This window comes from Pseudomonas moorei, from assembly GCF_042846945.1.
GTDB lineage: Bacteria > Pseudomonadota > Gammaproteobacteria > Pseudomonadales > Pseudomonadaceae > Aquipseudomonas > Aquipseudomonas moorei.
In genome coordinates, this window is sequence record NZ_AP035776.1 from 2,132,664 (window position 1) to 2,151,956 (window position 19,293).

17 protein-coding genes are annotated in these 19,293 nt (G+C 58.1%); 8 read left to right on the forward strand and 9 right to left on the reverse strand.

All coding sequences use genetic code 11. The features are described from left to right. Positions 1 to 171: 171 nt before the first annotated feature. The 6 genes from ACGJAX_RS09855 to ACGJAX_RS09880 all read right to left on the reverse strand — a co-directional run bounded on the left by ACGJAX_RS09855 (position 172) and on the right by ACGJAX_RS09880 (position 8,252). Positions 172 to 447 carry a hypothetical protein gene (locus tag ACGJAX_RS09855; RefSeq protein WP_390958661.1) on the reverse strand — a complete coding sequence of 92 codons (276 nt, stop codon included), beginning with the start codon at positions 445 to 447 and terminating at the stop codon, positions 172 to 174. Positions 448 to 637: 190 nt separating this feature from the next. Continuing rightward, positions 638 to 3,463, reverse strand: coding sequence for an FAD-linked oxidase C-terminal domain-containing protein (locus tag ACGJAX_RS09860; RefSeq protein ID WP_390958663.1), 2,826 nt, complete (start codon positions 3,461 to 3,463; stop codon positions 638 to 640). Next, complete coding sequence (locus ACGJAX_RS09865) at positions 3,460 to 4,131, reverse strand: LUD domain-containing protein (protein WP_390958665.1); 672 nt, start codon at positions 4,129 to 4,131, stop codon at positions 3,460 to 3,462. The genes ACGJAX_RS09860 and ACGJAX_RS09865 overlap by 4 nt, the downstream gene beginning before the upstream one ends. Further along, positions 4,131 to 5,585, reverse strand: a complete 1,455-nt coding sequence (locus tag ACGJAX_RS09870; protein ID WP_390958667.1) for a LutB/LldF family L-lactate oxidation iron-sulfur protein — start codon at positions 5,583 to 5,585, stop codon at positions 4,131 to 4,133. Before ACGJAX_RS09870 ends, ACGJAX_RS09865 begins: the two co-directional genes overlap by 1 nt. After that, positions 5,582 to 6,406 (reverse strand): heterodisulfide reductase-related iron-sulfur binding cluster, encoded by an 825-nt coding sequence (locus ACGJAX_RS09875; RefSeq protein WP_390958668.1) that lies wholly within the window; start codon positions 6,404 to 6,406, stop codon positions 5,582 to 5,584. The genes ACGJAX_RS09870 and ACGJAX_RS09875 overlap by 4 nt, the downstream gene beginning before the upstream one ends. Before the next feature lie 151 nt (positions 6,407 to 6,557). Next, positions 6,558 to 8,252, reverse strand: coding sequence for a lactate permease LctP family transporter (locus tag ACGJAX_RS09880; RefSeq protein WP_248914306.1), 1,695 nt, complete (start codon positions 8,250 to 8,252; stop codon positions 6,558 to 6,560). 263 nt (positions 8,253 to 8,515) lie between these two features. On the opposite strand from ACGJAX_RS09880, the gene ACGJAX_RS09885 reads away from it, so the two are divergent. Further along, entirely contained in the window at positions 8,516 to 9,283 is a 768-nt protein-coding gene (locus tag ACGJAX_RS09885; RefSeq protein WP_090315870.1) for an FCD domain-containing protein, read from the forward strand. A 159-nt stretch (positions 9,284 to 9,442) separates the two neighbouring features. Here ACGJAX_RS09885 and smpB read toward each other — a convergent pair whose 3' ends face one another. Beyond that, positions 9,443 to 9,925 (reverse strand): SsrA-binding protein SmpB, encoded by a 483-nt coding sequence (gene smpB, locus ACGJAX_RS09890; RefSeq protein WP_090315874.1) that lies wholly within the window; start codon positions 9,923 to 9,925, stop codon positions 9,443 to 9,445. A gap of 118 nt (positions 9,926 to 10,043) precedes the next feature. Here smpB and ACGJAX_RS09895 point away from each other — a divergent pair, with 118 nt between their 5' ends. The 3 genes from ACGJAX_RS09895 to ACGJAX_RS09905 are packed head-to-tail and all read left to right on the forward strand — an operon-like array spanning position 10,044 to position 12,196. Beyond that, positions 10,044 to 11,447: a sodium-dependent transporter gene (locus tag ACGJAX_RS09895; protein WP_390958671.1), complete on the forward strand. Its 1,404-nt coding sequence runs from the start codon at positions 10,044 to 10,046 to the stop codon at positions 11,445 to 11,447. 7 nt (positions 11,448 to 11,454) lie between these two features. Further along, on the forward strand, positions 11,455 to 11,889 hold the full coding sequence (locus ACGJAX_RS09900; RefSeq protein ID WP_390958673.1) for an SRPBCC family protein: 435 nt from the start codon (positions 11,455 to 11,457) through the stop codon (positions 11,887 to 11,889). Continuing rightward, the gene (locus ACGJAX_RS09905) at positions 11,882 to 12,196 is read left to right on the forward strand and encodes an RnfH family protein (protein ID WP_248914307.1); all 315 of its coding nucleotides are present in this window, start codon (positions 11,882 to 11,884) and stop codon (positions 12,194 to 12,196) included. Before ACGJAX_RS09900 ends, ACGJAX_RS09905 begins: the two co-directional genes overlap by 8 nt. Before the next feature lie 59 nt (positions 12,197 to 12,255). On the opposite strand, the gene ACGJAX_RS09910 is transcribed toward ACGJAX_RS09905, so the two are convergent. Further along, a complete protein-coding gene (locus ACGJAX_RS09910) occupies positions 12,256 to 12,789 on the reverse strand; it encodes an outer membrane protein assembly factor BamE (protein ID WP_247257608.1) in 534 nt (177 codons plus the stop codon). 97 nt (positions 12,790 to 12,886) lie between these two features. Between ACGJAX_RS09910 and fur the strand changes: the two genes are divergently transcribed. Beyond that, positions 12,887 to 13,291 (forward strand): ferric iron uptake transcriptional regulator, encoded by a 405-nt coding sequence (gene fur, locus ACGJAX_RS09915; protein WP_003197684.1) that lies wholly within the window; start codon positions 12,887 to 12,889, stop codon positions 13,289 to 13,291. Between the two features lie 75 nt (positions 13,292 to 13,366). On the opposite strand, the gene recN is transcribed toward fur, so the two are convergent. Beyond that, entirely contained in the window at positions 13,367 to 15,040 is a 1,674-nt protein-coding gene (recN, locus tag ACGJAX_RS09920; protein WP_390958675.1) for a DNA repair protein RecN, read from the reverse strand. A gap of 241 nt (positions 15,041 to 15,281) precedes the next feature. Between recN and grpE the strand changes: the two genes are divergently transcribed. From grpE to dnaJ, 3 genes are all read left to right on the forward strand, one after another. Beyond that, positions 15,282 to 15,848 (forward strand): nucleotide exchange factor GrpE, encoded by a 567-nt coding sequence (gene grpE / locus ACGJAX_RS09925; protein ID WP_090315897.1) that lies wholly within the window; start codon positions 15,282 to 15,284, stop codon positions 15,846 to 15,848. Positions 15,849 to 15,950: 102 nt separating this feature from the next. After that, positions 15,951 to 17,867: a molecular chaperone DnaK gene (gene dnaK, locus ACGJAX_RS09930; RefSeq protein ID WP_090315900.1), complete on the forward strand. Its 1,917-nt coding sequence runs from the start codon at positions 15,951 to 15,953 to the stop codon at positions 17,865 to 17,867. 298 nt (positions 17,868 to 18,165) lie between these two features. Then, entirely contained in the window at positions 18,166 to 19,290 is a 1,125-nt protein-coding gene (gene dnaJ / locus ACGJAX_RS09935; RefSeq protein ID WP_090315903.1) for a molecular chaperone DnaJ, read from the forward strand. Positions 19,291 to 19,293: the final 3 nt, after the last annotated feature.

Sequence of the window (19,293 nt, forward strand, 5' to 3'; positions counted from 1 at the left end):
CTTGGCAGAAAAGCGATGAAAAAACTGCGCGACAGGCCCAATGGTACTAAACAGGTTTACCGAGCCCCAGATGCACCAAAACCCGCAATTTGGCGGGTTCTGGATTTGCTTCGTACTGGATGGAGCCAGTACGTCGGCAAGGCCAACCCGAAGGTTGGCCCTTGTCTGGCATCAGTTCCGGGTCGGGTTTCGAATCTGCATTTTGGTGATCATGCCGGAGGAGATTTCCACGCAATCCTTGTCGTTACCGGCCGCCTGAGCTGCTTTGGCTTTCTCCAGCGCATCTTTGACGTTGTTCAGGGAACCTTCCGGTATGGAGGGCGCACTGTCCACGAAATCGCTTATTTGTTGAATGTTCGCTACACAAAGATCCTTGTCTGCCGCGAATACCGGCGACGCCAACAGTGCAGCAGTGATGAACAATCCAGCAATTGCAGAGTGCTTCATGGGTATCTCCTTGCACATGAGGGCTCGGTGCTGCCGGTAATTCGGGCCGCTGGCCGAGGTGGTTATAAGCCCTTTCACGTGGGCCTAGCTAAATGACTATAGCCGGGCGCAGGAATTCGGTTTTTTTTTGCTGGACGGGTGACTGCCGGTGTACATCACTGCGCATGAGTTAAGGGGCAAAAAACGCCCCTTATTCAATCCATCGCCCTGACGGACGTGCCTGGGTCACGCGGTCCACCAGATAGACCAGCCCGTGATAATCGATCCCGCCGTGCTGGCTCAGGCCGATCTCGCAGGTGCGACTGGTGGAGATGCCTTCGCTGCAGTACTGCACGGCGTCTTTCAAGGTGCGCAACGAGTGCGCGTTGAGTTCGGGGGTGGTGAAACCCTTGTCGCCGGCAAACCCGCAGCAGTGAATGCCTTCGGGGATGATCACGGTTTTGCTGCATTTGCGTGCCAGATCGATCAACGCCTGGCTTTCCCCGAGGTGCTGGGTACTGCAGGTGACATGCACCGCGATCGGCGTGTCCTGTGGGGTGAAGTCCAGTCGATCCATCAAGTGCGTACTGATGAAACGCACCGGGTCGTACAGGTCCAGGCGGACATCGCCCAGGTCCTGGGTCAGGCGCAAGGTGCAGGGGCTGGTGTCGCAGTAGATCGGATCGAGCCCGCCGCGACTGGCGTGCAGCAAGGCGCCAATCAGTTCCTGTCGTTTGTGTTCGGCTTGTTCGGCATAGCCCTTGGAGGCGAATGGCTGGCCACAGCAGAGATTGTCCAGATTGTCCGGAAAGATCACTTGGTAACCGGCTTTTTCCAGCAGTCCGCGGGTTTTGTCGTACAGCGACATCTGCTCTTCATCACCTGCCGCCGGGCCCATGACCCGCGACACACACGCTGCGAGGTACACCACCCGAGGGCGTTCGTCCGACACGGTCGGGCTGAAGCGAATGGCTTTTTCCGGCTGTGGCATGGCGTTGGTCCATTGCGGGACCTGCCCTTTGGACAGTTTTGTCAGCGTCGCCGACAGCTTCGCCAGGCGCGGCGCTCCCAACAGCATCCGCGCGCCGTTAGCGACGTGCAGTGTGAAACGTGCACCTTGCAGCGCCGTGGCGAAATTGCCTTCCAGCCAGTTGGCGGTTTTCTTATGCGTGGCGTGGCGTCCGCGAAGCTTTTTCACCAACTCGCCGGTATTGATGCCTACAGGGCAACGCTGTGCACAGAGCCCGGTGGCGGCGCAGGTATCGATACCTTGATACTCGTAAGCCGCTTCGAGTTCGGTGGTGTCCACGCCCGCGCGTTTCTTCGCCTGAATGTCACGCCAGATCACGATGCGTTGGCGAGGGCTGAGGGTCAGGCCTTTCGACGGGCAAACCGGCTCGCAGAAACCGCATTCGATGCACTTGTCCACAATCTCGTCGGCGGCCGGCAAGGGCTTGAGATGCTTGAGGTGGATCTGCGGATCTTCGCTGAGCACAACGTCCGGGTTGAGAATGCCGTTGGGATCGAGCAGGCGTTTGAGTTGCCACATCAACTGATAGGCATCGCTGCCCCATTCCAGTTCGACAAACGGTGCCATGTTGCGCCCGGTACCGTGTTCGGCCTTCAGCGAACCGCCAAACTCCACCGCAACCAACTGCGCCACGTCATCCATGAACGCCTGATAGCGTGCGACTTCTTCCGGGTTATTGAAGCCTTGGGTGAAGACGAAATGCAGATTGCCTTCTAGCGCGTGTCCGAAAAGGATCGCTTCGTCGTAGTGATGTTTGTCGAACAACTCGATCAGCCGGTTCACGCCGATGGCCAGTTGTTCCACCGGGAAGGTCACATCCTCGATGATCACCGTGGTGCCGGTTTTGCGCACCGCGCCGACGGCGGGGAAGGTGTCTTTGCGGATCGCCCAGAGACGGGCGTTTTCCAGTGGGTCTTCCGTGAAATCGACCTGTTTCTCCACCGGGAACGACGCCAGGGACGCCATGATCTGCGCCAATTGTTCATGCAGCAGTGTGGACGACGCGGCGCGGGATTCGATCAGCAGGGCGCAGGCGTTATTCGACAGCTGCTGTACGAAAGCCGGCATGCCGGGCTTGTTCTGTACCGAGCGCAAACTGCGGCGGTCCAGCAGCTCCACCGCCGACACCGGTTGGCTTTTGAGCACGGTAACCGCGTTGCAGCAGGTTTCCACATCGGGAAACACAATCAGCGCCGAGGCCTTGTTCGGGTGATCGATCACGGTGTCGTAAGTCACGGCACTGATGAAACCGAGGGTGCCCTCGGAGCCCACCAGCAAGTGGCTCAAGATATCCACAGGCTCGTCGAAATCCACCAGGGCATTGAGTGACAGGCCGGTGGTATTTTTCAGGCGGTATTTGTGGCGAATCCTTGCTGCCAGTTCGGTGTTTGCGCGTGTCTCGCGACCCAATGTCGCCAAGCGCTCCAGCAGCGCTGCATGGCTCTGGCGAAACGCCGCGACGCTGGCGGCATCTTCGGTATCGAGACGACTGCCGTCGGCCAGTACGAGACGAATCCCGGCCAGTGTGTGATAGGTATTTTGCGCCGTGCCGCAGCACATGCCGCTGGCGTTGTTGGCGACGATGCCGCCGATTTTGCAGGCATTGATCGAGGCCGGATCAGGGCCGATTTTGCGCCCGAACGGTGCCAGCCAGGCATTGGCCTGGGCGCCGATCACGCCAGGTTGCAGGCGGATTTGTGTGCCCTGGCCACGGATCTCGCGACCGTTCCAGTTATCCCCGAGCACGATCAACACTGAATCACTGATCGCCTGGCCAGAGAGACTGGTGCCGGCAGCGCGGAACGTCACCGGCACTCGGTCACGCTGGGCCATTTTCAGCAGCGTGACGACTTCTTCTTCGGATTCGACGCGAATCACCAGCTGCGGAATCAGTCTGTAGAAACTGGCATCGGTGCCGAAGGCCAGCGTCGACAACGGGTCGTCGAAGCGTCGTTCCCGGGGAATCAGTTGCTGTGCATCACGCAGAAAAGCGGCCGGTAGACTCATTGGTCCTCCAGGATCAATACCACCAGGTCTTTCGGACCGTGGGCGCCGTAGGCCAGCACCTGCTCGATGTCGGCGGTTTTCGACGGGCCGGACACCAACAGAGCATTGGTCGGCATGCCCTGGGCCCATTCGAACTCTTGCTGTACCTGATAGAAGTTGTCGCGAATTGCGCTGGCCTTGAGCAGGGCGAAATGCACCGGTGGCGCGAGGCTCATCAATCGCGGCTCCTCCCGGGTCGGCCAGAGAATCAAGCTGCCTGTGGCAGCGATTGCGCCGAGGGTGGTGGTGAGACTCGCAGGTGTGTCATTGAACAGTTCGGCTTTCCATTCCTCTACCGGACGGTCGTAGGCCTTGAGTGCCGGCAGGTGCGGATTATTCGCCCAGTGTTGAGTGATGCGTTGACCATGAACGGTGGTTGGCGCGATCAACAGGCTTGGCAACTGACGGTCCCCCAGAAGTTTTGCCAGCAGCGCTGGCCAGTCTTCGTCGGTTGTCAGATGGATTTCCGTGTGCACCGCTTCCATCAGTTTTCGCAGTTGCGCAATGCGTTGCTCAGGGGCGTAGGTGTAGGGCTGCGTCACCAGATCGACGTCGAAGTTGTCGGCAACCGGCGTAGTGCCTGTCAGGCTTTTACGCAGTTTGGCGAGGATGTTTTGCTTGGCGCTCATCAACGATCTCCCTGTTTGGCCAGATGCTCGCGGGTCATGTCATGCAATGAGCGGGCGGCGGGTTTCGGTGCGCTGTGGTTTTGTGTCCACGGACCGACATTGTTCGGTGTGAGGGCACGCAGCCGTGTGGCGAAGAATCCGAACAGGCGATACAGCGTCGGCGAACTGTTGAGCTTCGCCCAGGCGTTCCAGATGAATCGCTCTTTGCGCGAATACTTGCTGCCCTGGCCGCGCATCACTTGATGGGGGCTGTCCGGGGCTTTGACGTTTTCTTCCCGCAGGCGACGCAGCAATGAAGGGATCGGAATCTTTACCGGGCACACTTCTCCGCAAGCACCGCATAAGGAAGAGGCACTCGGGTGGTCCGGAACCTTCGCCAGGCCGACCATGTGCGGGGTGATGATTTTTCCGATAGGGCCAGGGTAAACCTCGCCGTAGGCATGGCCGCCGATTCGGGTGTAGACCGGGCAGTGATTCATGCAGGCGCCGCAGCGAATGCAGTTCAGGGTCTGGCGCAATTCGCTGTCGGCAAAGGCCTGGCTGCGACCGTTGTCGAGCAGCACCAGGTGCACTTCCTGCGGGCCGTCGAGTTCATGCGCCTTGCGTGGGCCGGAGATCATGTTGACGTAAGTGGTGATCGGAATGCCCAGGGCCGAGCGGGTCAGCAGCGACAAGAGCGGCACCACGTCGCGCAGGTTTTCCACGACTTTCTCGATACCGGTGACGGCGATATGTACCGGCGGCACGGTGGTGGTCATGCGGCCGTTGCCTTCGTTTTCCACCAGCAACAGGGTGCCGGTTTCGGCCACGGCGAAGTTGACGCCGGAGACACCGATGTCCGCTTCGAAGAATTTCTGCCGCAGGACCCTGCGACCGATCTGAATGAGTTGGTCAACGTCCTTGGTGTATTCCACGCCAAGTTTGTCGTGGAACAAGGACGCGACCTGACCGGCATTCTTGTGGATCGCCGGCATAATGATGTGTGAAGGCTTCTCGTTGTCGAGCTGGACGATGTATTCGCCCATGTCCGATTCAAGGCATTCAATGCCCTGATCAGCGAGGAAATGGTTCATCTCCATTTCTTCGCTGACCATCGATTTGCCCTTGATCACTTGCCGCCCCTCGTGAGCGCGGATGATCGAGAGGACGATGCCATTGGCTTCGTCCACCGTTTCCGCCCAGTGCACTTTCACACCGTTGCGGGTCAGGTTCTGTTCAAGTTGCTCGAGCAGGTCGGGCAGCTTGGATAATGCTCGGGCACGGACAGCGTTGCCCAGCGCTCGCAAATGTTCTCTTTCATGGGCATCGCTGAACGCCGCTGCCCGTTTGGTCATCAGTGAATCCATCGCCTTGCGAAAGTTGTTTCGCAATTGCGCATCACCCAGCGCCTGGTGAGCACGGGTGCGAAAATCTTCTTCTACGGCAATCGTAGGAATAATCGTGGAAGTGCTCATTGGGCACCTCCGGTACGCTGCCAAAGGAAGGTGGCCAGGTGTTGGCCGCGCAGCGATTCCTTTTGTTTTTCCAGCGAGCCATTGATGTTCATCAGGCAACCGCAGTCGGCACTGAGTACCTTGTGCGCACCGGATTCCTTCAACGACCGGGTCTTGTCGGCCACCATCGCGCCGGAGATGTCTGGCATACGGACGCTGAAAGTCCCACCAAAGCCACAGCATTCACTTTCGTGGCTGTGCTCGACTCGCTCCACATTGCTCAACTGCGCCAGCAACGCGCGGCCATGCAAATGGGTGTTCATTTCCCGACGTGCCGAGCACGAAGTGTGCAACGCCACTTTTACAGGCTCGCCGCTGTCCTTGAGCTGCACCTTGCAGACATGCAGCAGGAATTCGGCGAGTTCGTAGGTTCTGGCAGCCAGTGCCTGAACCTGTTTCAACGTTTGCGGTTCGTCCTTGAACAAGTCGGCATAGTGTTCACGCAACATGCCTGCGCAAGAACCGGATGGCACCACCACCGGATAATCCCCGGCAAACAGCGCCAGTTGCGAGCGTGCCACAGTCCTTGCCTGCTCGGTGTAACCCGAGGTGTAGGCCGGTTGGCCGCAGCAGCTTTGCCCTTGCGGGTACTCGACACGGATGCCTTCGCGTTCCAGCAAGTGGATCGCGTCCATTCCGGCTTCCGGGTAGAACAAATCCACTACGCAGGTCCCGAACAGGTAGACCCTTTGCGGTTTCTCGCTGGGGTATTGCCGAGGCTCGGGCAGTGGCGGGGCGACACGGGTCGCATTCGGCACAGCGTTGTAAAAGAGTTCGCTCATCAGGCGTGTCTCCGGGTGATCCCGGTTATCCGTCCGCTGAGGCTGCTGAATATAGAGAGTGATTCTTTCAGCAGCCTTACAGACCGGGTGGTGAATAGCTGACGCCGGAGTCGTGGTCCGGCGTCGGTTTTTTCCATGCCGCTTGTGGCGTTTAGTGCACCAGCATGCCGGTGAACCAGTAGGCCTGGGCCAAGGTGATCAGGCCGACGATCGTTGCAAAGAATAGGCTGTGCTTGAGGGTGAAGCGGAACAGATCCGACTCTTTGCCCACCAGGCCAGTCGCGGCGCAGGCCACGGCGATCGATTGTGGCGAGATCATCTTGCCGGTCACGCCGCCGCTGGTGTTCGCCGCGACCAGCAAGGTGTCGTTAACGCCGATCTGGTGCCCGGTGGTCGCCTGCAACGAGCTGAACAGGGCGTTGGACGAAGTGTCCGAACCGGTCAGGAACACACCGAGCCAGCCGAGGAATGGCGAGAAGAACGGGAACGCGGCGCCAGTGGCGGCCAATACCAGGGCCATGGTCGAGGACATGCCCGAGTAGTTGGTGACAAAGGCGAAGGCCAGCACCATGCCGATGGACAGGATCGGCCAGCGCAGCTCGTAGAAGGTCTCTTTTAAAGTGGTCAGACCAGTTTTGATGTTGATCTTCAGAATCAGCATCGAGATCAGCGCCGAGAAGAAAATCGCCGTACCGGTCGCGGAAATCGGGTCAAGCTTGAATACCGCCGGGATAGCCGTGGGCGCTGCCACGATCGGTGCAACCTTGATCACCATTTGATCCAGATGCGGAATGGCGAAGTTGAACACCCAGCTGTACATCGAGCCGCCGGCGGCGAACATGGCCTTGAACGGTTTCAGGGTCCAGATGGTGACCAGTACGGTCAGGATCAGGAACGGCGACCAGGCTTTGAAAATTTCACCCAGGCTGTAAGGCGAAGCCACGGTGGTGCGCTTCTGGCCAAAACCACCGGTGCTGGCGGTTACCACGGACGCCGAAACGGCGCCGACGATGTGTTGGCCGGCGGCGCGCTTCGGCTGCCAGACTTTCAGAAACAGGGTTAGTGAAACCAGGGAAACCAGCGCCGAGGTGATGTCCGGCAGTTCCGGGCCGATGAAATTGGAGGTGAAGAACTGGGTGACGGCAAAGCTCAGGCCGGCCACCAGTGCGGCTGGCCAGGTCTCACGGACGCCGCGCAGGCCGTCCATCATGAACACCAGCCAGAACGGCACGAACAGCGACAGCAGGGGCAGTTGGCGGCCGGCCATGGCTCCGATCTTGAACGCGTCGATGCCGGTCACTTGCCCGGCGACGATGATCGGGATGCCCAGTGCGCCGAACGCCACTGGAGCGGTGTTCGCGATCAGGCAAAGGCCGGCGGCGTACAGCGGATTGAAGCCCAGCCCTACCAGCAGCGCGGCGGTAATCGCGACTGGCGCGCCAAAACCGGCTGCACCCTCCAGGAAGGCACCGAAGCAGAAGCCGATCAGCAGCACTTGCAGGCGCTGGTCGTCGGTAATCGACAACACGGAGCTGCGGATGATTTCGAACTGCCCACTTTTGACCGTCAGTTTGTAGAGGAAAACGGCGGCCACGATGATCCACGCGATCGGCCACAGACCGTAGGCGAAGCCATACCCGGCGGCGGCGAATGCCATGTCGACCGGCATCTGGAAGGCAAAGATTGCCACCAGAATCGACAAGGCCAGGGTGATGCTGCCAGCCACGTGGCCTTTGAGGCGGAAGACGGCCAGGGCCAGGAAGAAAAACACGATGGGAATAACGGCCGCGAGGGCGGACAAGCCGAGGCTGCCGAGCGGGCTGTAGAGCTGTTGCCAGGTTTGCATATGGGGTGGCCCCTAATTGTTGTTGGTCAGGCACTGATCAGCGTTCTTGGCTAATTGGTAATACCAATTTACAATCGCTGTTGGCTAGGGTAAAAGCCTTGTGGGCGGTGTGTCAATTTGCCGCTCTAAAACTTTTGTCGAATGCCTGCGTATTCAGGTCGTCTGGTCTGTTCAAGCAATTGCTGTCTGGCAGGTGTCGGCGCTGCGCCGATAGGCCAGAATAGAGCCCCGGCGAGTCGTCGGGATCGTGGAGAAATTGAGTTATGGGGTTTGATCAGATTCGGCAGCGCCGTTTGTCTGACGATATTGTCGAGCGGCTTGAGGGCATGATCCTTGAGGGCACGCTGAAGGCGGGTGAGCGCTTGCCAGCTGAGCGCGTATTGGCCGAACAGTTCGGCGTGTCACGCCCTTCGTTGCGCGAGGCCATTCAAAAACTGGCGGCCAAGGGCTTGCTCGTCAGTCGGCAGGGTGGCGGCAATTATGTGGTGGAATCGCTGGGGACGACCTTCAGTGATCCATTGCTGCATCTGCTGGAAAGCAATCCTGAAGCGCAGCGCGATCTGTTGGAGTTTCGACATACGCTCGAAGCGTCCTGCGCCTATTACGCTGCGTTACGCGCCACGGATGTTGATCGTGAGCGGTTGACGGCGGCGTTCAACGAATTGCAGGACTGCTATTCGCGTCACGATGACGTAAGTCGCGCGGAAGAGGGCGCGGCAGATGCGAAATTCCATCTGGCAATCGCCGAAGCCAGTCACAACGCCGTGTTGTTGCACACCATTCGTGGGTTATTCGATCTGCTCAAGCGCAATGTGGTGACCAACATTGGCGGCATGTACAAGCAGCGCACGGAAACCCGGGACATGCTGATCACCCAGCATCGCGAGTTGTACCAGGCGATTGTCGAAGGTCGTGCGGAGCAAGCGCGGGAAGTCTCCAGTCGACATATCCTGTATGTGCAGGAAGTGCTGGAGGAAGTGCGTCAGGAAGTGCAACGCGTAGCTCGGGCGGAGCGGCGCAAGGGGATGTAACGGTTGCAATGAGATTCAATGTGGCGATGGAGCTTGCTCCCGTTGGGGTGCGAAGCGGCCCTGGCTTTTGGCGTAGCTGTCACGAATGCATTGGCGACGGCCGCGCAGCCGGGCGGGAGCAAGCTCCCTCGCCACAAAAGCAGTGATCAGGTCGGAAGATTAATCTTCCTTGCCCTTGTTGCGCACCGCGCGCTGCAACTCGCGGCCGGCATCGCGCTCACGCTCGGTATCACGCTTGTCGTATTCCTTCTTGCCCTTGCCCAGAGCGATCTCGCACTTGACCATGTGCTTGCTCCAGTACCAGGACAGGCATACGCAGGCGTAACCCTTTTGCTGCACAGCGGCAGACAGCTTGTCCAGCTCGCGCCGGTTCAGCAGCAACTTCCGGGTGCGGGTCGGGTCAGCGATGACGTGGGTGCTGGCGGTTGTCAGGGGCGTAATGTGACTGCCGAGCAGCCAGGCTTCGCCATCCTTGAGCAGCACGTAACTGTCGACCAGTTGCAGCTTGCTCGCCCGCAGACTTTTTACTTCCCAGCCGGCCAGGACCAGACCAGCCTCGAACCGATGTTCGATGAAGTAATCGTGCCGCGCCTTTTTATTTTGCGCGATGGTCCCTGTTGGGTGTTTCTTCTGTTTAGCCATAGGGGCGGCATTATAGGGAGTTGCACGCGAGTCGGCTACGGTGTTGCTGCGTGCTTGAGCAGGTTGATTGAATCCCGGACAATGCGCGCTCTTTTTTGAATGCTTGGTCGTAATAACGATGTCGACAGACAAGGTTTCTGTCCACGGCAGTTGGGCTAGCCGCTGGGTCTTCATACTCGCCGCGACCGGTTCGGCCGTGGGCCTGGGTAGTATCTGGAAATTCCCGTACATGGTTGGCGTCTATGGCGGCGGCGCCTTCGTGCTGATGTTCCTGGCCTGTATTGCGCTGATTGGAGTGCCGGTCATGCTGGCGGAAACCCTGATCGGCCGGCGTGCCCGGCAGAGTCCGGCCAATGCGCTGAAGGTGCTGGCGCAGGAAGCCGGGCATTCGGGTAAATGGTCCTGGGGGGCCTTTGCCGGCATGATCACGGCGTTGTTGATCCTGTCTTTCTATAGTGTCGTGGGCGGCTGGTCGCTGGATTACATCGTCGACATGGGCCGGGGCGACTTCCAGGGTGTGACACCGGATCAGGTGGGCGCCTACTTCGGTAATGTGATCGCCGATCCATGGCGTCTGACACTTTGGCACTCGATTTTCATGCTGCTGTCAGCCCTGGTGATTGCCAAAGGGGTGGTGGCAGGTCTTGAGCGCAGTCTGCGGATCATGATGCCGCTGCTGTTTGTGATGATCCTGGTGTTGCTGGGCTACAGCATGACGACCGGGCATTTCATGGAAGGCGTGCATTTCATGTTCGACTTCCATCCGGAAAAGGTCCTCGATGGTTTGTTGCCAGCCATGGGGCATGCGTTCTTTTCCCTGAGCGTCGGTGTGGGTTCGATCATGATTTATGGCGCTTACATGCCGAAGCATTCGTCGATTTCCGGGACTGTCGTTGGCGTGGCGCTGCTCGATACCTTCGTTTCGCTGGTGGCCGGTCTGGCGTTGTTTCCGATTGTGTTCGCCGCAGGCTTGAATCCAAGCGAAGGCCCCGGCCTGATGTTTGTCAGCTTGCCATTTGCCTTTGGTAACGTAGTCTTCGGCCAATTGATGGGCGTAGTGTTTTTCGTACTGGTAGCGATTGCGGCATGGAGTTCGGCCATTTCGCTGCTTGAGCCGATGGTGGCGTACCTGGTCGAACGGACGAAAGTCAGCCGCGCCTGGGTAACCTTCTGGCTGGCGTTCACCTGCTGGTTTGTCGGTCTCGGTACGGTGTTTTCTTTCAATATCTGGAAGCAAGCCAAGTTTTTCGTGAACGAAGGCGGTTTGTTCCACCTCTACCAATGGGGAGCCGCGGGCGGTCTGGATTTTTTTGGAGTCATCGATTTCTTCACCTCACGGATCATGTTGCCACTCGGTGGTTTGTGTTTCGTGGTGTTTGCAGGCTGGGTGATGGGGCGTGAAGCGGTGCGCGACGAGTTGTCGATCCGCAACCCTGCGTTGTTCGCCCTGTCCTTGTTCTTGATGCGCTATGTGGCGCCCATCGGCATTCTCGTAGTGTTTGCCGCACAGCTGTGGAAGTGACGCTGACATGACGACACATATTTCACGTTCGGCCTTGCTGCCCTATCCGGCGCAAGCGCTTTATGACCTGGTCAACGATGTAGCGCGGTATCCGGAATTCTTGCCGTGGTGCTCAACGGCCGAAGTCCTGGAAAGCTCTTTCGAGCATATGCGTGCCAGTGTTGGAGTGGCCAAGGGTGGGCTAAGTCAGCATTTCGTGACGCGTAACACCCTGGTTCCCGGTCAGTCGATTGAAATGAATCTCGAAGAGGGGCCATTCACTCAGTTGCACGGTATCTGGGTGTTCAAGCCATTGGGCGAGAAGGCCTGCAAGATCAGTCTGGACCTGTCGTTCGACTACGCAGGGCCGATTGTTCGGGCGACTCTGGGCCCGCTGTTCAATCAGGCCGCCAACACGCTGGTGGATGCATTCTGCCAGCGGGCCAAGCAAATGTATGGATGAGGTGCTGATAGAGGTCGAGGTGGTGTATGCCGCTGTTGATCGGCAACTGCTTCTGTCGGTGTCAGTGCCAACCGGAACGACCGTCAGGGCGGCATTGCTGGCATCGGGTATAGGTCTGGCTTTTCCGGAGCTGGACTTGACCGAGTGCCCGGTAGGCATCTTTGGAAAGGCGTTAAACGATTCTGACAGTCGTCCGGTTCAACCGGGAGATCGAATCGAGATTTACCGATCGTTGCTGGCGGACCCGAAAGAAGTTCGCAGGTTGCGTGCAGCCAAGGCTGCCGAGGCCAAGGCGCGGAATCAGTGAGGCGTTAAAACTCACGCAATAAAAAACCCGGCATGCCGGGTTTTTTATTGCGTTGCAGATTATTGCGGCGAAGTATCCAGAGGTTCTGGCGTCGGGACCGGAGCGGTCTCTACACCGTCAACGTCCTTCTGGATCTGGTCCAGTAGCGAGCCTGGCTTGACCGGTTTTTCAGGTTTTGGTTTCGGCTTCTCGGTGTTTTCTACAGGGGCAGCCACTGTCGTGGCGGTGTCCTTGCCGAGAATCGCCTCGTCGCGGCTCATGCCCGGCATGAAGTCTCCGGAGAGGCTGACAAGCTGGTCATTTGCGTTGAAGATGACGCTAATGCGTTCTTGTTGGCGTTCACCACCACCCGGTTGCAGGCTATACAGATAATCCCAGCGATCGGCGTGGAACGTGTCGGTCAGCAGAGGGTTGCCCATGATAAACCTTACTTGCTTACGGGTCATTCCCGGGCGTAACTGGTCTATCATGTCCTGCGTGACGACATTGCCCTGCTGGATGTCGATTTTGTAAACCCCGGGGAATGAACAACCGGCGAGTGCGAGCAGTCCCACAAAGGTGAAACTGGTTAGCAAGAGCTTGGTGTTTTGCATCGGTGGGCGACTTCCACTATCTTGGCTGGGACAACGTAAACGCCGATCATACCCGCATTAAGAGAAGCTGCGAAGCAGCATCGCGAGAAAGCTGACCATGGTTGAAAATAGCGAACTACGCAAAGCCGGCCTCAAAGTGACCCTTCCACGGGTCAAAATTCTGCAAATGCTCGATTCCGCCGAGCAGCGTCATATGAGTGCTGAAGATGTCTACAAGGCACTGATGGAGGCTGGCGAGGATGTCGGTTTGGCCACGGTTTACCGTGTACTGACTCAGTTCGAGGCAGCTGGCCTTGTGGTGCGGCACAACTTCGACGGAGGCCATGCGGTCTTCGAGCTGGACGACGGCAAGCATCATGACCATATGGTTAACGTCGAGACCAGTGAAGTGATTGAGTTCTTCGACGAAGAAATCGAGCGCCTGCAGAAAGCCATCGTCGACAAATATGGCTTCGAAATGGTTGATCACAATCTTGTGTTGTATGTACGCAAGAAAAAGTAAGCAAGTCGCGCGAACCTGAGGTTCGCGAAACGAACGAAGGCGACCCAAGGGTCGCCTTCGTGCTTTCTGCCGAACTTAAATCTTCGCGGTTACGACCATTTTCCTGGCGTGAGCCAGGGATTCCTTGGTGAGGTCGATACCTCCCAGCATCCGTGCGACTTCTTCGACACGATCATTTTTACTTAGTCTGGAGACGGCGGTGCGGGTGGCGTCTTCGCCGCGCACCTTGTGAACAAACAGGTGTTGATGACCTTGTGCTGCTACTTGTGGCAAGTGGGTAACGGTCAGAACCTGTCCTCGTTCCCCCAGTCGACGTAGAAGCTGGCCGACGATTTCGGCTGTCGGTCCGCCGATGCCCACGTCCACTTCGTCGAATACCAGGGTGGGTACGCGGGAGGTTTGTGCGGTGATCACCTGAATGGCAAGGCTGATTCGGGACAATTCGCCGCCCGACGCTACCTTTGCCAGTGCTTTTAAGGGCTGCCCGGGGTTGGCGCTGACCAATAGCTCGACCTGTTCAAGTCCGTTGGGCAGCAGTTCGTCACCGCTATTGGGGCGTAGCTCAATGGTAAAGCGACCACCCGGCATTCCCAGTCGCTGAATTTCCTGCTCTACAGCGCTCGCCAGGCTGCTTGAGGCCTGGTGGCGCAGGTCGCTTAGCTCTCGGGCTTTTTCCTGGTAGTGACGCGCATAAGCGGCCAACTCATCGCTCAGTCGTTCGATGGATTCGTCGTTGGCATTCAGCGTTTCAATCTCATCCAGTAGCTTTTGTTGCATCTCGGCGACTTCGGTCGGCTGGATGCGGTGTTTACGCGCCAAGGTGTAGATCGAATCAAGTCGTTCTTCGAGATATTGAAGACGCGATGGGTCGGCGTCGAAATTATCAAGGAAGCGATTCAGTTCGCCGACGGCTTCTTCGACCTGGATTTGCGCACTGGTCAACAGGCTGCTGGCCTCGCCCAGAGCACCAATCGAGTTGTTCACGCTCGACAGGCGGTTGAGACTGGCGGTCAGGGCGTTCAAGACATTGCCCGAATCGCTTTCGCTGCACTGTTCGACGACTTGCCGGCAGATGCCCAGCAAGGTTTCAGCGTTGGTCAGGTTCTTGTGTTCCTGCTCCAACTGCTCCAGTTCATTGTCGCCAAGGCCCAGGTTTTCAAGTTCTTCGAGTTGATAGCTGAGCAATTGATGGCGAGCTCGCTGCTCATCGCCTGAGTTGGAAAGGCGTTCCAGTTCCTGGCGCGTCTGGCGCCAGCGTTGGGCCGCCAGCTGTACCTGGCGGGCAAGATCCGTGGCGCCGGCGTACTCGTCGAGCAGGCGACGGTGGGTATCGGTCTTGAGCAGGGATTGGTGTTCATGCTGGCTGTGGATATCGATCAGCAGTTCACCCAGTGCCTTGAGATCGCCCAGTGGGCAGGGTGTGCCATTGATGTAGCCACGCGAGCGTCCTTCCGCGGTGATCACGCGGCGCAAGATGCACGGGCCTTCATTTTCAAGGTCGCGTTCGGCAAGCCAGGTACGTGCTTCCGGAATGTCGACCAGATCGAAGGTGGCAAGGATATCGGCCTTGTCTGCACCGGGTCGGACCACACCGCTGTCGGCGCGATCGCCCAGGGTCAGGCCCAGGGCGTCCAGCATGATCGACTTGCCGGCGCCGGTTTCTCCTGTGATCACGCTCATCCCGCGATCGAGTTCGAGATCGAGATGTTCAACGATGGCGTAGTTATGTACTGACAGGTGCACCAGCATGAAGGCCGCTCCCAGGCATTAGGTCTGGTTATTTATACAGTGTTTTGTTTCTGGCTGACAATGCCCCTCGTTAGCTCGATTTGCTTGATCCGACGAAATCGTTAGTGCGTCCCGGAATGACAATGCAGGTGTTTTTGTAGGGTTAATACGCGGACACCCCTTGAAGCAGGATTTTGCGGCCCCATATAGGTGGGCAGAAGCGCGAGTTAAGGCTCGCGGACGATATTGAAAGGAGAATTCTATGGCTGACGAACAGACAGTGGATACGCAAAATCTAGACGCCGATCAGGCCTCCCAAGCCTCGGGTGATGACCTGACGGCTCGTGTACAAGTGCTCGAAGAGCAACTGGCAGGTGCGCAGGATCAGGCTTTGCGTGTAGCCGCCGATCTGCAGAACGTCCGCCGTCGCGCCGAACAGGATGTAGAAAAGGCTCACAAATTCGCGCTGGAAAAATTCGCTGGCGACCTGCTGCCGATCATCGACAGCCTGGAGCGTGGCCTGGAGTTGTCCAGTCCGGATGACGAAAGCATCCGTCCGATGCGCGAAGGCATCGAGCTCACCCTGAAAATGTTCCAGGACACCCTGAAACGTTATCAACTGGAAGCGATCGATCCGCACGGCGAACCGTTCAATGCCGTTCTTCATCAGGCAATGGCGATGCAGGAAAGCGCCGACCTTGAGCCGAACAGCGTGCTCAAGGTGTTCCAGAAGGGCTACCAGCTCAACGGACGCCTGCTGCGCCCGGCGATGGTCGTGGTCAGCAAGACGCCGGCGCCTGTTTCGCCTTCGATTGACGAGCAGGCTTGAAATTAGCCGCAAGGCCCCCATTTAGAAGTCAAGTGTTTAATTGCTACCGCAGTTAGCCACCACTGCTGCGGCAACCAAATCCAAAGTTTCGGGAGAGTGAACATGGGCAAAATTATCGGTATCGACCTGGGGACTACCAACTCCTGCGTCTCCGTACTTGAAAACGGCGTAGCGAAAGTTATCGAAAACGCCGAAGGCGCGCGTACCACGCCGTCGATCATCGCTTACGCCAACGATGGCGAGATCCTGGTTGGCCAGTCGGCCAAGCGTCAGGCAGTGACCAATCCGCACAACACCCTGTACGCGGTGAAGCGTCTGATCGGTCGCAAGTTCGACGAAGAAGTCGTACAGAAAGACATCAAGATGGTCCCGTACAAAATCGCCAAGGCTGACAACGGCGACGCCTGGGTTGAAGTGAACGGCCAGAAAATGGCTCCGCCACAAATCTCGGCTGAAATTCTGAAGAAGATGAAGAAGACCGCCGAAGACTACCTGGGCGAGTCAGTGACTGAAGCGGTGATTACCGTTCCGGCCTACTTCAACGACAGCCAGCGTCAAGCCACCAAAGACGCCGGCCGCATCGCGGGTCTGGACGTAAAACGTATCATCAACGAACCCACCGCAGCTGCGCTGGCTTACGGCATGGACAAGGCCAAGGGCGATCACACCGTGATCGTTTACGACTTGGGCGGCGGTACTTTCGACGTTTCCGTAATTGAAATCGCTGAAGTCGATGGCGAGCACCAGTTCGAAGTGTTGGCCACCAACGGTGACACCTTCCTGGGTGGTGAAGACTTCGACATTCGTCTGATCGACTACCTCGTCGACGAATTCAAGAAAGAAAGCGGTATGAATCTGAAGGGTGACCCGCTGGCGATGCAGCGCCTGAAAGAAGCTGCTGAAAAAGCCAAAATCGAGCTGTCTTCCGCTCAGTCGACCGACGTGAACCTGCCGTACATCACTGCAGACGCGACCGGTCCTAAGCACTTGAACGTGAAAATCTCGCGCGCCAAGCTGGAAGCGCTGGTTGAAGACCTGGTTCAACGCACCATCGAACCTTGCCGCATTGCTCTGAAAGACTCCGGTATCGACGTTGGCGCCATCAACGACGTGATCCTGGTGGGCGGTCAGACTCGTATGCCGCTGGTGCAGAAGCTGGTTACCGAGTTCTTCGGTAAAGAAGCTCGTAAAGATGTTAACCCGGACGAAGCGGTTGCCATGGGTGCTGCTATCCAGGGCGCGGTACTGGCCGGTGATGTGAAAGACGTTCTGCTGCTCGACGTCAGCCCGCTGACCCTGGGTATCGAAACCATGGGTGGCGTGATGACTGCGCTGATCGAGAAAAACACCACGATTCCTACCAAGAAATCGCAAGTGTTCTCGACTGCCGACGACAACCAGGGCGCCGTGACCATTCACGTGCTGCAAGGTGAGCGTAAGCAAGCAGCACAGAACAAGTCCCTGGGCAAGTTCGACCTGGCCGAGATTCCACCAGCACCACGTGGCGTGCCGCAAATCGAAGTGACCTTCGACATCGACGCCAACGGCATCCTGCACGTAGGCGCCAAAGACAAGGCCACTGGCAAGACTCAGTCGATCGTGATCAAGGCCAACTCCGGTCTGTCCGATGAAGAGATCGAGCGCATGGTGCGTGATGCCGAGGCCAACGCCGAGGAAGATCGCAAGTTCGAAGAGCTGGCTGCTGCTCGTAACCAGGGCGATGCACTGGTTCACTCGACACGTAAAATGGTGGCCGACGCTGGCGACAAAGTGAGTGCCGAAGAGAAGACTGCAATCGAAGCGGCTGTAGTTGCTTTGGAAGCCGCTGTTAAAGGTGACGACAAGGCTGCGATCGAAGCCAAGGTTGAAGAGCTGTCCAAGGTCTCCGCGCCAGTGGCTCAGAAGATGTACGCCGAGCAGGCTCAGCCAGCTGAAGGCGCTGCACCGCACGCTGAGTCGGCTGGAAAGGCTGATGACGTCGTCGATGCTGAGTTCGAAGAAGTCAAAGACCACAAGTAAGTTGTTGGTCGGCCGGTTGACTGCCTTGAGGCGGTGACTGGTAGGATGTCGCCGCGCGGGAGCTTGCTCCCGCGTTGGCATGTCTGGAGTAAGCGAATTTTTACAGTATGCGACAACGTTCGCGTGCTGATGGTATGGCCGGGAATGCTCCTGCTTTCTGAGCCGCAAGTACCGCATCGAATCAAAGACCAGGATCGTTGAATTGACGTGAGTTGGGTCCGGGCCTGCATTGGGGCTCAACGGGTTTGGCGAGGCTCAGGAGAGGTTTGCCGAACGTCCTTAAGAGTGCAAAAGACTTATGGCAAAGCGTGACTATTACGAAGTATTGGGTGTTGAACGAGGCTCAAGCGAGGCGGACCTGAAAAAGGCCTACCGTCGCCTGGCGATGAAGCACCACCCGGACCGTAATCCCGATGACAAAGCGTCGGAAGAGAAATTCAAGGAAGCCAACGAGGCTTACGAAGTACTGTCCGATTCCAGCAAGCGTGCGGCGTACGACCAGTATGGTCATGCCGGTGTCGACCCGAGCATGGGTGGCGGCGGTGCCGGTTTTGGCGGTCAGAACTTCTCCGATATCTTTGGCGATGTCTTCAGTGACTTCTTCGGTGGCGGTCGCGGTGGTTCCCGTGGCGGCGCTCAGCGCGGCAGTGATCTGCGTTACACCCTGGAGCTGGATCTGGAAGAGGCGGTGCGCGGCACGACCGTGAATATCCGCGTTCCAACGCTGGTCAACTGCAAGCCGTGCGATGGCTCGGGTGCCAAGAAAGGCTCCTCTCCGGTGACCTGCCCGACCTGTGGCGGTATCGGCCAGGTGCGCATGCAGCAAGGTTTCTTCTCGGTGCAGCAGACCTGTCCGCGCTGCCATGGTCAGGGCAAGATCATTTCCGATCCATGCGACTCCTGCCATGGCGAAGGTCGCGTCGAAGAGTACAAGACCCTGTCGGTGAAAGTGCCGGCCGGTGTTGATACCGGTGACCGCATTCGTCTGTCTGGCGAAGGCGAGGCGGGTGCGCAAGGCGGGCCGACCGGCGACCTGTATGTCGTGATCAATGTGCGCGAACACGCGATCTTCCAGCGTGACGGCAAGCATCTGTTCTGCGAAGTGCCGATCAGCTTCGTCGATGCGGCGTTGGGTGGTGAACTGGAGATTCCGACCCTCGATGGTCGGGTCAAACTGAAGATTCCCGAAGGGACTCAGACCGGCAAGCAATTCCGCGTTCGTGGCAAGGGTGTTGCGCCTGTGCGTGGCGGCGGTGCCGGTGACTTGATGTGCCGCGTGGCGGTCGAAACCCCGGTGAATCTGAGTCGTCGTCAGCGTGAAATGCTCGAAGAGTTCCGCAGCTCGCTGGCGGATGACAACAGTCACTCGCCGAAAACCACTGGCTGGTTCGAAGGCGTGAAGCGCTTCTTCGGCGATCTGTAAGGA

Excerpts from the sequence above, each read along its gene's own strand:
- ACGJAX_RS09880 (WP_248914306.1), bottom strand. The coding sequence starts at position 8,252 with ATGCAAACCTGGCAACAGCTCTACAGCCCGCTCGGCAGCCTCGGCTTG.
- ACGJAX_RS09870 (WP_390958667.1), bottom strand. The coding sequence starts at position 5,585 with ATGAGCACTTCCACGATTATTCCTACGATTGCCGTAGAAGAAGATTTT.
- ACGJAX_RS09895 (WP_390958671.1), top strand. The coding sequence starts at position 10,044 with ATGTCGACAGACAAGGTTTCTGTCCACGGCAGTTGGGCTAGCCGCTGG.
- dnaJ (WP_090315903.1), top strand. The coding sequence starts at position 18,166 with ATGGCAAAGCGTGACTATTACGAAGTATTGGGTGTTGAACGAGGCTCA.
- ACGJAX_RS09900 (WP_390958673.1), top strand. The coding sequence starts at position 11,455 with ATGACGACACATATTTCACGTTCGGCCTTGCTGCCCTATCCGGCGCAA.
- grpE (WP_090315897.1), top strand. The coding sequence starts at position 15,282 with ATGGCTGACGAACAGACAGTGGATACGCAAAATCTAGACGCCGATCAG.
- ACGJAX_RS09875 (WP_390958668.1), bottom strand. The coding sequence starts at position 6,406 with ATGAGCGAACTCTTTTACAACGCTGTGCCGAATGCGACCCGTGTCGCC.
- ACGJAX_RS09865 (WP_390958665.1), bottom strand. The coding sequence starts at position 4,131 with ATGAGCGCCAAGCAAAACATCCTCGCCAAACTGCGTAAAAGCCTGACA.
- ACGJAX_RS09910 (WP_247257608.1), bottom strand. The coding sequence starts at position 12,789 with ATGCAAAACACCAAGCTCTTGCTAACCAGTTTCACCTTTGTGGGACTG.
- fur (WP_003197684.1), top strand. The coding sequence starts at position 12,887 with ATGGTTGAAAATAGCGAACTACGCAAAGCCGGCCTCAAAGTGACCCTT.
- ACGJAX_RS09860 (WP_390958663.1), bottom strand. The coding sequence starts at position 3,463 with ATGAGTCTACCGGCCGCTTTTCTGCGTGATGCACAGCAACTGATTCCC.
- ACGJAX_RS09855 (WP_390958661.1), bottom strand. The coding sequence starts at position 447 with ATGAAGCACTCTGCAATTGCTGGATTGTTCATCACTGCTGCACTGTTG.
- dnaK (WP_090315900.1), top strand. The coding sequence starts at position 15,951 with ATGGGCAAAATTATCGGTATCGACCTGGGGACTACCAACTCCTGCGTC.
- ACGJAX_RS09885 (WP_090315870.1), top strand. The coding sequence starts at position 8,516 with ATGGGGTTTGATCAGATTCGGCAGCGCCGTTTGTCTGACGATATTGTC.
- ACGJAX_RS09905 (WP_248914307.1), top strand. The coding sequence starts at position 11,882 with ATGGATGAGGTGCTGATAGAGGTCGAGGTGGTGTATGCCGCTGTTGAT.
- recN (WP_390958675.1), bottom strand. The coding sequence starts at position 15,040 with ATGCTGGTGCACCTGTCAGTACATAACTACGCCATCGTTGAACATCTC.
- smpB (WP_090315874.1), bottom strand. The coding sequence starts at position 9,925 with ATGGCTAAACAGAAGAAACACCCAACAGGGACCATCGCGCAAAATAAA.